13 protein-coding genes and 1 tRNA gene are annotated in these 12,325 nt (G+C 67.7%); 5 read left to right on the top strand and 9 right to left on the bottom strand.

Annotation, left to right across the window (positions count from 1 at the left end; translation table 11 throughout):
• Positions 1-42: 42 nt before the first annotated feature.
• The 3 genes from ABDW31_RS08720 to ABDW31_RS08710 all read right to left on the bottom strand — a co-directional run bounded on the left by ABDW31_RS08720 (position 43) and on the right by ABDW31_RS08710 (position 971).
• A tRNA-Leu gene (locus tag ABDW31_RS08720) sits at positions 43-127 on the bottom strand.
• 88 nt (positions 128-215) lie between these two features.
• Complete coding sequence (locus ABDW31_RS08715) at positions 216-638, bottom strand: hypothetical protein (protein ID WP_343698473.1); 423 nt, start codon at positions 636-638, stop codon at positions 216-218.
• A gap of 54 nt (positions 639-692) precedes the next feature.
• On the bottom strand, positions 693-971 hold the full coding sequence (locus ABDW31_RS08710; protein WP_172269282.1) for a FliM/FliN family flagellar motor switch protein: 279 nt from the start codon (positions 969-971) through the stop codon (positions 693-695).
• A gap of 47 nt (positions 972-1,018) precedes the next feature.
• Between ABDW31_RS08710 and lipB the strand changes: the two genes are divergently transcribed.
• Positions 1,019-1,744: a lipoyl(octanoyl) transferase LipB gene (lipB, locus tag ABDW31_RS08705; RefSeq protein WP_343698472.1), complete on the top strand. Its 726-nt coding sequence runs from the start codon at positions 1,019-1,021 to the stop codon at positions 1,742-1,744.
• Here lipB and ABDW31_RS08700 read toward each other — a convergent pair.
• A complete protein-coding gene (locus ABDW31_RS08700) occupies positions 1,741-2,145 on the bottom strand; it encodes a DUF805 domain-containing protein (protein ID WP_184718328.1) in 405 nt (134 codons plus the stop codon). The two genes, lipB and ABDW31_RS08700, sit on opposite strands and share 4 nt — an antisense overlap.
• Before the next feature lie 72 nt (positions 2,146-2,217).
• Positions 2,218-2,613, bottom strand: a complete 396-nt coding sequence (locus ABDW31_RS08695) for a DUF805 domain-containing protein (RefSeq protein ID WP_184718325.1) — start codon at positions 2,611-2,613, stop codon at positions 2,218-2,220.
• 181 nt (positions 2,614-2,794) lie between these two features.
• On the opposite strand from ABDW31_RS08695, the gene ABDW31_RS08690 reads away from it, so the two are divergent.
• Together ABDW31_RS08690 and ABDW31_RS08685 are read left to right on the top strand one after the other, a co-directional pair.
• On the top strand, positions 2,795-6,568 hold the full coding sequence (locus tag ABDW31_RS08690) for a LamG-like jellyroll fold domain-containing protein (protein WP_184718323.1): 3,774 nt from the start codon (positions 2,795-2,797) through the stop codon (positions 6,566-6,568).
• Positions 6,565-7,071 (top strand): heme-binding protein, encoded by a 507-nt coding sequence (locus ABDW31_RS08685; protein ID WP_184718321.1) that lies wholly within the window; start codon positions 6,565-6,567, stop codon positions 7,069-7,071. Before ABDW31_RS08690 ends, ABDW31_RS08685 begins: the two co-directional genes overlap by 4 nt.
• Positions 7,072-7,215: 144 nt before the next feature.
• Here ABDW31_RS08685 and ABDW31_RS08680 read toward each other — a convergent pair whose 3' ends face one another.
• Positions 7,216-7,788 (bottom strand): type 1 glutamine amidotransferase family protein, encoded by a 573-nt coding sequence (locus ABDW31_RS08680; RefSeq protein ID WP_184718319.1) that lies wholly within the window; start codon positions 7,786-7,788, stop codon positions 7,216-7,218.
• Between the two features lie 49 nt (positions 7,789-7,837).
• Between ABDW31_RS08680 and msrB the strand changes: the two genes are divergently transcribed.
• The gene (gene msrB / locus ABDW31_RS08675) at positions 7,838-8,317 is read left to right on the top strand and encodes a peptide-methionine (R)-S-oxide reductase MsrB (protein ID WP_184718317.1); all 480 of its coding nucleotides are present in this window, start codon (positions 7,838-7,840) and stop codon (positions 8,315-8,317) included.
• Positions 8,318-8,436: 119 nt separating this feature from the next.
• Positions 8,437-9,045 carry an alpha/beta hydrolase gene (locus tag ABDW31_RS08670; protein WP_184718315.1) on the top strand — a complete coding sequence of 203 codons (609 nt, stop codon included), beginning with the start codon at positions 8,437-8,439 and terminating at the stop codon, positions 9,043-9,045.
• Here ABDW31_RS08670 and ABDW31_RS08665 read toward each other — a convergent pair.
• From ABDW31_RS08665 to ABDW31_RS08655, 3 genes are read right to left on the bottom strand one after another with little or no spacing between them, the layout of a single operon-like run.
• On the bottom strand, positions 9,042-9,791 hold the full coding sequence (locus tag ABDW31_RS08665) for an IclR family transcriptional regulator (protein ID WP_184718313.1): 750 nt from the start codon (positions 9,789-9,791) through the stop codon (positions 9,042-9,044). The genes ABDW31_RS08670 and ABDW31_RS08665 overlap by 4 nt on opposite strands.
• 24 nt (positions 9,792-9,815) lie before the next feature.
• Positions 9,816-10,724: a transcriptional regulator NanR gene (gene nanR, locus ABDW31_RS08660; RefSeq protein WP_221444654.1), complete on the bottom strand. Its 909-nt coding sequence runs from the start codon at positions 10,722-10,724 to the stop codon at positions 9,816-9,818.
• Positions 10,721-12,322 (bottom strand): DUF5060 domain-containing protein, encoded by a 1,602-nt coding sequence (locus ABDW31_RS08655; protein ID WP_343698471.1) that lies wholly within the window; start codon positions 12,320-12,322, stop codon positions 10,721-10,723. Before ABDW31_RS08655 ends, nanR begins: the two co-directional genes overlap by 4 nt.
• Positions 12,323-12,325: the final 3 nt, after the last annotated feature.

Raw genomic sequence — 12,325 nt, 5'->3', positions numbered from 1 at the left:
GGAAACCGATTTCGCCAAGCGCGCTCTATTCTTGTTCACCACTGGTGCGGTCGAGAAGACTCGAACTTCCACGGGTTGCCCCACAGCGACCTCAACGCTGCGCGTCTACCAATTCCGCCACGACCGCTCGTGGTGAGCCGCGGCTGGTAGCAAACTGAATCGGCTTTGGGAAGAGCGGAGTTGAAGTGTCGCGGATGTCGTCACACGAACGGGCGTCAGGGCTGGCGCTTTAGCCTCGGAACCAACTCGTAGGCGCCGGCGTCGTCGTGGGTGGAATCGAGGAAGTCGATCTTCAGCAACAGCCCTTTCGCGACGAACTTTCCGTCCACATTGGCTCGCCGTTCACCGGACTTTTGCCCCGAGCGATCGTACCTCGGCTCGGTGAAAACGAAGCTCAGCCGATCGCCCTGGATCGTGGCCGGGAAGAAATCGGGCTCACCACACGACCCCTCGCAAAGCGCGAACTCGACGGTCGGCAAGGGTCCGTCATTAACTTGGATGCGAATGCCACCCTGGTCGCCGCTCTCCGGCGAAACTCGTACGGAATCGAAATAGCCGCTGCGCGAATAGAGCTCAGCTTCGGCGCTTGAGGCTAGGAAACACCCCGCAAACGCCAGCGCCGCAAACCAAAACCGCATGCCGCCCTCCATTCGGCGACATCCTGACACGTTGGCCGGGACTCAACCAGAGCGTTACGCGCCGCCGGCCATGTAGTCATAGACGTCGGCCGCGCGGGTCACCTGGATGGCGATGCGGTCGTCGCTGATCTGGATCTCGCCGCGCGCGATCGGGTGGTTGTTGGCTAGGATCCAAACTTCGTCATTGGTCTTGGCGTCCAGCGGGATCACCGCGCCGCGGCCCATGCGCAGAAGTTGCTGCATAGGCAGGATCGAGCGCCCCAGCAGAACGGAGATCTCGACATTGACGGCGTTGACCTGGCTCACGAAGTAAGGCCCCTGAAACTGACGCATCCACGGCCGTCGTGGCCGCGCCGTCTCGATTGCAAGATTAGGGCCGTATGCTTGCCTTCCCGTTAAACGCTGAAAACGCTGAACTTCCGGCCATGAAGCGCGATGACGCCGCGCCGGTGGGGTGGGCGGTTTCGACCGGGCAGGTCCCCTACCCGGCAGCCGTTGCCGCCATGGAGGCCCGCGCGGCCGCCATTGCCGAGGGCACGGCGGGCGAGCTGATCTGGCTGCTGGAGCATCCACCGCTCTACACCGCCGGCGTGTCGTCCAAGGCGACCGACCTGATCCAGCCCGACCGCTTCCCGGTGTTCGAGAGCGGGCGCGGCGGGCAATTCACCTATCACGGCCCCGGCCAACGGGTGGCCTATGTGATGCTGGACCTGACCAAGCGCGGCCGCGACGTCCGCGCCTTCGTGGCGGCGCTGGAGGCGTGGATCATCGACGGCCTGGCCGCCTTCAACGTCACCGGCGAGCTGCGCGACGGCCGGGTCGGCGTCTGGGTCGAGCGCAAAGGCGCCGGCTGGAGCCGCGAGGACAAGATCGCCGCCATTGGGGTGAAGCTGCGCAAGTGGGTCAGCTTTCACGGGATCAGCCTGAACGTGGAGCCGGACCTCTCGCACTTCAGCGGCATCGTGCCCTGCGGCCAGGTCGAGCACGGGGTCACCAGCCTGGTCGATCTGGGCCTGCCAGTGACCATGGACGAGGCCGACGCGGCCCTGAAGACCAGCTTCGAGAAGGTGTTCGGTCCGATCGAGGACGCCGAGGCTCCGGCCTAGGCGGCGACCGTCTTCTGCGGGTTGGGTCCGTAGCGGTTGGCGCCCTGCTCGCCGCCCATCACGCCCAGCTCGACGATCGCCCACAAGATCACCAGCGAGAACATGAAGTCCAGGAAGTGCTCGGGCTGGGGCCAGACTGCGACGATGGCGATCAGGATCAGCATCGCCCACCAGCCGGAGCGTCCGCGGTCGTGCAATCGCTTGGACAGCACGCAGGCGCCCGAGAACAGCAGGGCCGGATAGACGAACCAGCCCGTCAGCCAGTGCAGGGTGTAGGGCGCGATGGTCTCATAGAGCACCGCCACGCCGATCAGGATGACCGAGGTGACGACGAACGGCGTGCGCGCCAGCCTGCCGTTCGACGACAGGAACAGCTCCGCCCACTCGCTACGATCGCCCATGCCCGCCCTCTTCGAGTCGGCCCCGCGCCGACCGGCGCAATCTAGGGCCAAGCCCGCGGCGGAGAAAGAGCGCTACTCCATCAGAGGCGCCTGGGGCGCGGGCGACGCTTCGACGCCCTTCGGCGACGGGCCGTAGCGGTTCGGCCCTTGGGTTCCGTCCATGAAGCCCGCCTCGACGATCCACCAGATCCAGCCGACGATCGGGATGTTGTAGACGAGGATCCAGACCGGCCCCTTGTTGCGGTCGTGCAGACGCCGCACCAGAAGGCAGATGCTGATCCAGAACGACAGCACCCATAACGCCCAGCTGACCGGATTGGTGGGCCAGTAGCCCTCCGACCAGCCGAAGAACAGGCTGGCGATCACGTCCAGGATCGTGATCACGACGGCCGCGATAATATTCAGCAGCCAATAGTCCCGCCGCCGCAGACGGCCCGTGATGCCGAAGAACTTACGCCACAAGGTCATCGCACCGCTCCAGAGCCTTTTTAGAGCGGTACCACGCACGGACGGCGGTCGCCATCTTCGCCCCTAGCGGGTTTGCAATCGCGGCTTCGAGGGGTACACCAGCGCCCAAGCTGACACCGGTTACCCGCAGTATTTGAGCGTTTTGGGAGCCGTGATGTAGTTCTTCGGGAGGACACGTTTCATGAAGGCGATTTTCCTGGGCTCGGCCTGTGCGCTGATCCTCGCCAATGCGGCCGTCGCGGCGCAGAGCGCTGAACCGGCGCTGCTGTTCAAGGTCTCGGGCGACAAGGGTCTGACGGCCGACGTCGCCGCCGGCGACCCCATCCCCAACTTCGTGGACAAGGTTACGCCGATCGACGGCAAGGCCGGCCAGGGCTTCCACGCCGAGGACGACGGCCTGGTCTCGTGGAACGCCCCGGGCAACATCCAGGCCCAGCGTGGCACCCTCTCGTTCTTCTGGCGCTCGGGCTATCCGGTCGGCGTCGCGCCGTTTGTAATCTTCCGCGTCGGCTATGCCGACCACACCAGCTGGGACATGGCGTTCCTGCGCATCGACTGGAACGGCCAGGGCTTCGACGCCTTCGTCACCGACAACGGCTTGGCCCGCACCCGCGTGTCGTTCAAGGTAGACAAGAACCCGGCCGCCGACGCCTGGACCCATTTGGCCTTCACCTGGGACGAGACGACGGGCGTCCAGCTCTATGTCGACGGCAAGCTGGCGGCCAAGAAGGAGACAAAGGCGGTCTATGACGCCGGTCTCGACCAGTTCGGCGTCGCCGGTCGCGTGATCGCCCCGCACCAGGTGCAAAGCCGCTACAACTTCACCCGCGGCGGCGACCTGGATGAGCTGCGCGTCTATGACCGCCCGCTGGCGGCGACCGCGATCGCCGCCCTCGCCCGCAACGAGACCCCCGCCGCTGAAGCGCCGGTCCTGACGCTGGCCGACGCCGCCACCCGCACCGCCTGGAAGCAACGCTACGGCTGGAACAAGTCGGCCCCGCCCCTGCTGGCCGACGCCAAGACCACGATCCGCAAGGTCGAGTTCGCCGACGCCAAGGACATCAAGCAGTGGATGTGGCGGGCCAACGACGGCATCTCCGAAACCACCTGGCCGGGCGTCTACAACCGCTCGCGCCTAGAAGGCCGCGACGACTACTTCCAGCTGCCCGACTGGAACGTCTATGTCGACGGCGGCAAGGCCCTGACCCTGGCCCTGCCCGAGGAGCCGATCAACCGCATCGAGATCCAGGGCCCCGCCTATGGCGACATGACCTGGGCCCCGAAGGCCGGTGAGAAGAGCTCTAGCGTCGCCAAGCGCGCCAAGGACCAGCAACGCACCGTCGACACCTTCGCCAAGCCGCTGAACGGCGGCGTGCTGACCTTCACCAACATCGCGCAAGAGACCCCGATCCAGGAGATCTGGGCCTACAACGTGACTGCCGGCGAAGAGCCCAAGGACGCGTTCAAGATGAGCTACACGGTCCGCGCCGACGTGGCACCGGACTATCTGAACCTGGCCGACCTGAACGCCTATATCGCCGGCCGTCATCCGGCGGGCGAGCGCGCCACCGTGGTGGCCGTGCCGGATGCAGCCCCGACCCGCACGCGTCCCGCCGCCGACCTGACCGCGCCGGGCCTGCCGATCGTGCACGTGCTGATCCCGTCGGGCTTCGGCGACGCCCCGGCCGCCAAGCCGCTGGCCCGCAACTGGGCCTATGGCTGGGAGAACGCCCGCGACGGCCTGGACGGCGTGGCCATCGACATCCCTTCTCTGCCTGGCGCAGGTGGCGCCATCATCCCGCTGAACATCCAGGTCAAGGACCCGATCTGGCCGGGCCGCAACATGATCGACGTCAGCGTCTCGGTGAAGGCCGGCGAGGCCCGCACCGTGTGGCTGGACCTGCGCGATCGCATCCTGGCCACCGAAAGCCTGTACCTGACCATCGCCGCCGACAGCGCCGACTTTGGTCCCAAGGCGCTGGACGGCGCCAAGATCCGCCTGGTGTTCAAGGCTCGCGAAGACGCCAAGGCCGAGCACGTCGCCGACCGCCTGAACCAAGTGAAAGACAATTGGGCCTTCCTGGTCGAGGAGCACACCACCTCCAAGCGCCAGGGCCTGTATCGCCGCCTGTACGCCGATATCTCCGACCTGCTGAAGGTCGATCCCGACAACCAGATCGGCCGCGAGTACTGGGGCGACATCACCTTCGGCAGCCAGGGTTGGCCGGCGTTCGAGCAGCCCAAGCCGACCGACGACACCCCGCTGTGGGCCTTCCGCCAGACCCAGGACCTCAAGCAGGTCAGCCAGTACATGAACTGGTGGATCGACGAGCGTCAGGCCGACTTCGGCGACTTCGGCGGCGGCCTGTCGGACGACAGCGACCTGTTGCAGCAGTGGCCGGGCGTGGCGCTGATGGGCGTCCAGCCGGACAAGATCACCCACTCGCTGAACCGCCTGACCGACGCGGTCTACGCCAACGGCATGTTCACCGACGGCCTGTCGACGATCGTCACCGACGAGCTGCACGCCTACGAGGAAGGCATCAACTCCAACTCGTCGGCGCTGTACGTCAACTACGGCGACCCGCTGGCGGTCGAGCGCCTGTTCACGACCGTGAAGGCCCTGCCCCGGGTCATCGACAAGAACCCGGCCGGCCACGTCCACTTCAACACCAACTGGTACAGCGGCAAGATCTCGTACCGCGAAGGCCCGTGGGAGTGGCAGAAGCCGTACTCGTTCGGCGTCGTGCATCCGTCGATCCTGATCAGCGACTACAACGGCGACCAGACCGCCCGTGACACCGTGATCGGCCTGGCGGACGGCTACATCGCCCACACCAAGCCCGACGGCTCGCTGCCCAACGAGATCAACTGGCGCACCGACGCCGAGCGCGGCGGCACGGTGCTGCAGGGCTCGGGCGCGGACGGTCCGTTCCAGATCTTCTGGTCGGCCTATCGCCTGACCGGCGACAAGAAGTACCTAGCGCCGATCAACTGGCGGATCTCCAAGAACGGCGTCCGCGCGCTGCAGAGCATCAACGAGAACGCCCTGACCGAGTTGGGCCTGGCCGAGGCCAACAAGGACGCCATCGTCAAGGCCGCGGCCAAGGGCGGCGCCTTCGACCGCTACTCGGCCTGGAACCTGACCGGCGACAAGAAGCACCTCGAGGCGCTGTATGCCGACGAGATCCAGTTCAACGCCCAGCACATGTACATGCACACCGAAGGCCACTGGTGGTCGGACCGCGTGGAGCTGCCGACCGACATCCTGCAGCGCACCCGCCTGGGCGGCCTGGCCAACAAGCGCAGCCAGATGACCCCGGGCCACACCGTCTCGTGGCGCTTCGACGGCGCGGATGGCACGGACATCGCGCTGCTGGTCAAGGACGCGACCAAGACCAGCTTCAAGGTCATCGCCTACAACACCACCGACAAGTCGGTGACGGCGACCATGACCGGCTGGAACGTCGCGCCCGGCCAATGGACCCTTGCTCAGGGTCTGGACGCCAATGGCGACGACGCGATCGACGGGACGGCGCAGAGCAGCACCGTGGCCTTCGAGCGCAGCCTGGGGACCAAGATCGTGCTGGCTCCGCGCCAGACGACCATCATCGACATGAAGCTGGCGACGGCTGGCGATGATCCGGCCAAGCGCGCCGACCTCGGCATCGGTCGCGGCGACGTGGTCGTGAAGGGCTCTGCGATCACCGCCACGGTCCACAGCCTGGGCGCCCAGGACGCCGCGGCGGCCAAGCTCGAGCTGGTCGACGCGTCGGGAAAGGTGCTGGACACCGCCGCCATCCCGGCCCTGAAGGCTCCGCTGGACCTTCTGCCCAAGACCGCCAAGGTGAAACTGAAGATCCCGGGCGGCGTGAAGGCGTCCGGCCTGCGGGTCCGCATCGTCTCCACCCAAGCCCAGAACACCGCCCTGAACGACGAGGTTGTACTGCCATGAAGAAGACCCTCGCCCTGATCGCCGCCAGCCTCGGCCTGGCCGGCGGCGTCGCCGAAGCCCAGACGCCTGCCGCCAAGCCGGCCGCCGCCGCGCCGGCGCCCAATCCGTCCTACGGCCGGCTGATCACCCTGGCCGAAGCCAAGGCCGTCGCGGCCGCGGCCGAGGCCGAGGCGGCCAAGAACGGCTGGACCATGACCATCGCGGTCACCGAGCCGAACGGCGCGACGGTGCTGATCCACAAGATGGACGGCACGCAGTACGCCTCGACCGACATCGCGCGCGGCAAGGCCGAGACGGCGTCGGGCTTCCGCCGTCCGACGGGCGCGTTCCAGGACGCCGTCAAGGGCGGCAACCTGAACGCAATCTTCGCCGGCGCTCTCGCCATCGAGGGCGGTGAACTGCTGCTGGCCGACGGCAAGATCGTCGGCGCCATTGGCGTCTCGGGCGGCACGCCGGCCCAAGACGGCGTTGCGTCCCGCGCCGGCGCAGCCGCGCTGAAATAGGCCCAACTCCTTTTTCCCGGCGAAAGCCGGGGCCCAGATCGTAAAGCTCTGTGGCGAATGCAGAACGCCCGCGCGTCCTATCCGGACCGCGGGCGCTTTTGCATCTGGCTCCCGGCTTTCGCCGGGAAAACGGATTGTGGGGATCTAGGCGAACTCCGCCGCGAACATCGCCACATACTCTGCGATCATGCCCTCGGCCTCCGGCGCCACCAGACGCGCCACCGCCGCCGCGAAGGTCACCGGGGCTAGGCCCGAGGCGCTGACCAGCTTGCCATCGGTCACCGCCTTGGCGCTGTCGACATAGTGTTCCGAACCCGCATAGCCGGGCACGACGCCCTCCAGCCATTCCTGACCGTTCGAGGTGTGCTTGCGGCCCTCGAACAGGCCCGCCCGCGCCAGGGCCGTCGTGCCGGCGCAGATCCCCGCCACCGGCTTGCCGTCGGCGAAGGCCTGGCGGATCAGGGCGCTGACCGCCGGGTTCTCGGCTTCCGCCCACGCGTCGCTGCCGATCAGGATGTAGAGGTCGGCGTCGCTCAACACCGGATCGTCGAAGCGGTAGTCCGCCGCGGCCAGGACGCCACCGATCGAGGTTTCCGGATCGCCGGTCGGGGTGGCGATCTCGATCTGGACCTTCAGGTGCTCGCGCAGCAGGGCCAGCACGCCGCCAGCCTCCCAATCGGCCCAACCCGGCTGCAGGAAAGCGACAGCGACGGTCATGATCAGGACTCCCTACCGAACCGGCGCCCGAGCGCCTACATTGCCTGTCATGACAGACGCAGCCATCCTTTCAACCGTCGGCTTCGATCTCACGCCGCCGACCGAGCCCGAACGCGAACGCCTGGAGGCCGACCTGACGGCCGAGGAGGCGCGCGTCCTGCTGCATCACGGCACCGAGGCCCCCTTCTGCGGCGGCCTGCTGGGCGAGAAGAGCCCCGGCGTCTATGCCTGCCGCCTGTGCGGCCTGCCGCTGTTCAAGCACGAGACCAAGTTCGAGAGCGGCACGGGCTGGCCCAGCTTCTACGCGCCCTTCGCCGAGGACCATGTGGTCGGCATCCGCGACACCTCGTACGGCATGGTCCGCATCGAGACCCGTTGCGCCCGCTGCGACAGCCACCAGGGCCACGTCTTCCCGGACGGCCCGGCCCCGACGCGCCTGCGTTACTGCATCAATTCGGTGTCGCTGCAGTTCGTGAAGGACGGCGATCCCCTGCCCGACCCGCTGCACCGTGGCGACCGGATCGGCTAATTCAGAAATCGGCGTCTCGCCTCAGCTTTTCTCAATTCCCATTGAATTGATATGAATTGCAGCGGGACGCCGTAAGCCGACATTTGGGGCGTGTCGGCTTCCAGCCTCGAGTACGCCTCATGACCCCCGCTTCCTTCGCGTTCGAACCGGTCCGCCGCCGGCGTGACGACGTCGACAGCCCGCCGATCCTGATCGTGCCGGGCCTGTACAACTCCGGTCCCGACCACTGGCAGACCCACTGGGAACGCGCCCTCCCCGGCGCCCAGCGCGTCGACCAGCAGGACTGGGAACGCCCGCTGCTGGGCGACTGGACCATCAGCCTGGCCGAGGCCATCCGCCAGAACCCCGGCGCGATCCTGGTGGCCCACAGCCTGGGCTGCGCCCTGGTCGCGCACTTGGCTCAGGTCACGGGCGGACGCGGCGTAGGCGGGGCCATGTTGGTGGCGCCGGCCGACGTCAATCGCGAGGGTCCAGCCGGCCGCCTGCTGGTCGGCTTCTCGCCGATCCCCCGCCAGCGCCTGCCCTTTCCGTCGCTGGTCGTGGCCAGCCGTAACGATCCCTATGTCGAGATCGAGCGCGCCGAGGCCTTCGCCCGCGGCTGGGGTTCGGAGTTCGTCGACCTGGGCCGCGCCGGCCACATCAATGTCGATTCCGGCCACGGCGCCTGGGTGAAGGGCCGCGGCCTGCTCAAGGGGCTGATCGACCGCGTTGAAGCCGAACGGCTCTAGCGCGGGCCCTCATAGCCCAGGGCCAGGCTGATCTCGGCCGCCGCCTCGCGCACCCGCACGGCCAGGGCCGTCATGCGGGCGTCGTCCATATATTCGGGCAGGCTGGACAGGCTGAGCGCGGCGACGATGCCGCCGCTCACTTCGCGGATCGGCGCGGCCAGGCAACGGATGCGGTCGCCGCCGTCGTCATGGTGCTCCACATGGCCCCGCCCGCTGTTCAGGGCGTAGTCCTCGCGCGGGAACAGGGCTTGCCAGGTCTCGCCCTCGTCCAGCAGCAACGCCCGGCCCAGGGCCGTCTCCGCCACCCGGTTGCGGTCGCCGACATGGTGGCGGACCACGACCCGTCGGCGGCTGGGCGCCTGGGCGACATAGATGATCTCGTCGCCGTCGCGGACGCCCAGATTGACCGCGTCGTCGGTCTCGGCCGACAGTTGGGCGAGGACGGGCCGCGCCACGTCGATCAGGTCCAGCCGTTCGCCGCTCTTGAAGCCCAGATAGATCAGGCCCGCGCCCAGGCGATAGATCTTGCCGTCGCCCGTCACCAGACGGCGATGGATCAGCAGATTGGCCAGGCGGTGGGCGGTGCTGCGGGTCAGGCCCGTGCGGGTCTGCAGCGCCTGCAGGTCGGCCGGCCCCTCGCGCAAAGCGTCGAGGATGTCGATGGCCCGGGTCAGGGTCTGGCTGGTGCTCTCGGGCCCGGCGTCCTCGGAACGCCGAGCGGTCGCGGTGGATGATCGACTGGCCATGGCCGTCCCGAACGCTACTGAGGACTACGAGGCGACCGCGATCCTTTCGACCGCGTCGGCCTGGTCGAGATAGCGGCTCAGGGCCGCCTCGGCCGCGTCGGGATCGCGGGTGCGCAGCCCCTCGACGATCTGGGCGTGAGCGTCCAGCACCGCCTCGCCACGGGCGGCAAAGGCCTCCGAGTCGATCTGGTCGTTGCGCAGCCAGCCCAGCATCGCCTCGGCCACCGCATCCAGGATCGCGTTGCGCGAGATCGAGGCGATCTTGTTGTGGAAGCGCAGGTCGGCGGCGACGAAGCTCTCGGCGTCGTCCAGGGCGGCGCGTTGCTCGACGATCAGGGCGTCCAGTTCCGCGATTTCCACGTCGCTGGCCTTTACCGCGGCTTCGCGCACCATGCCGCGCTCGAAGAAGCGGCGGGCTTCCTTCAGGTTCTGCAGCATGCCCGGCGAGGCCGACAGCATCAGCTGGGCGACCAGGTCGATCTGGCCCACGGCGGCCTTGGCCGTCAGCGGCCGCACCTTGGCGCGCTCGCCGTGCTTGATGGTGATGAGGCCGGCATTGGCCAGAGCCTGCATGGCCTCGCGGATCGCCGGACGGCCGACGCCATAGCTGGCCATCAGTTCGCGTTCAGACGGCAGAGTCTGCCCCGGGCCGTACTCGCCCGAGGTGATCATCGCCTTGAGGCGGTCCAGGACATGGTCCGAAAGCTTGCGACGTACGATCGGGGCTTCGGCCAGCCCTTCGGATGCTTTGCGAAGCGCCATGTCCGGAAACTGGAGCAAGCAGGGCTCGAAGTCCAGATATTGGATTTCAACCCAACCGCGTCCAGCCAGTCTTTTGCGACGGCGAAGCGCAGCCGGGCCGTCCCGGTGCACCGTATGGCGGCGCTGGACGCCGCGCGACAGACGCCACCCCTTGTTCAGTCGTGCGCTCATGCCGCGCTCTCCGTGTTCAGGCGGACCAACCGCACGGCCATCCAGGGACGGCCGGGCAGACGGACGCTGGGCTGCTCGGGATCATGGAAGAAGTACGCATCGCGCTTGGCCATCACGTACGGACGCGGGGCCGAGGTCACCGTCATGTTCCAGGTGTCCAGCACATCGAGGCGGAAGCGCTCACCGCCCTCAAGTTCGTCCTTGGGCAGGGCCACCGTCCATTCGGTCGGGGCGGCCTCGCCGAAATAGCGCAGGTAATAGGCGCCGGGCTGGCCGCCCAGGTGCTGGTCCCAGGTGCGGTCGATGGGATCCAGGCCCGGCGAGGGCCCCTCCTCCATCACCGCCTTCAGGAAGGCCAGGGGCGGGGCGCTGGTCCCCTGCAGCTTGCCGCCGCGCGCGGTCCAGGTGCCAGGGGCGTTGGTCTTGCGGGTGTCGTAGACCTCGCCGTGGCCGACATAAGTTCCGGCCACCAGGCAGTGCCAGAAGCGCTGCACCAGGTTCTCAGGACTGAGGTCGCCCCAGCGCTTGTCGAGATCGCCCTCGTAGCGGACCTCGTCGAAGATCACCGGCTTCTTCCAGACGCTGCGATAGATCTCGGCCCGCGCGTCATCCAGGGCGGCCGAGCCGTTCTGGATGCTGGAATGAGTGATCCAGGGGCGGCTGTTATCGAAGTTTTCGCGCCAGTTGTGGATCGAGCGCAGGCGCTCGTAAGGGTCTTCAGCCTGGATCAGCCGGCCCATGCGGTCGAAATCCTCGTGGGTCTTGGCCTTGACCAGGTCCCACTCGTTGGCCAGCGACCACCAGACGTTCGACAACGCCGCCATCCGCGCCACTAGGTAGCGGACATAGCGGTCGTCGCGGGCCGCGCTCATGGCGTGGAAGCCGGTCTTCTCGTCGTAGGGGTGGAACAGGATCAGGTCCGCCTGGATCCCCTGAGCGCCCAGCCGGCGCACCCGGTCCTCGAAACGGCGGAAATAGGCGGGATTGAAACGGTCGAAGTCCCAGCTTCCGTCCGCCTTGGTCTGGAAGGCGTGGATCGGCTCGCCGGCCACGTTCGGGAAGACGCACATCCGCATCTTGTTGAACGGCGAGGCGGCCAGGGTTTCCAGCGTCTGGTCGCACAGCGCGTCGCTCTGCTGGGCCCAGGCATAGGCGGTCGTGCCGATCTGCCGATAGGGCGTACCGTCGGCATGAGCGAAGTGATAGCCGGCCACGACCTTGATCGGGCCGTGGTCGTCGGCGCGCGGCGCGGTGGCCCGCACCGTCCCGGCCTTGCCATTCAGCGCCGGGGCGTTGCTGCGCGTGCGCCAAGTCCAGACGCCATCGGTCGGGGGGCTGAAGCGGACGCGATAGACGCCCGCCCCATCATAGAAGCCCGCGACGGTCAGGCTCTGTTGGCCGCTGACGAAGGTCGCCGACAGCGACACCTCGACGAACGGATTGCCGGCCGACGGACCGTCCAGGACGATCTCGTGCACGCCCCAGCGCGGGACGCTCGCACCGGCGGCCAAGGCCGGCGACGCCATCATGGCCAGACCCAGGCCCGTCGCAGCGCGGCGGGTCAGGGCAAGGCCGGAATGATGGGGTCGCCGGGCCATGGA

It is taken from the genome of Caulobacter sp., assembly GCF_039596335.1.
GTDB lineage: Bacteria > Pseudomonadota > Alphaproteobacteria > Caulobacterales > Caulobacteraceae > Caulobacter.
This window is presented reverse-complemented; position numbering and strand designations above follow the sequence as displayed.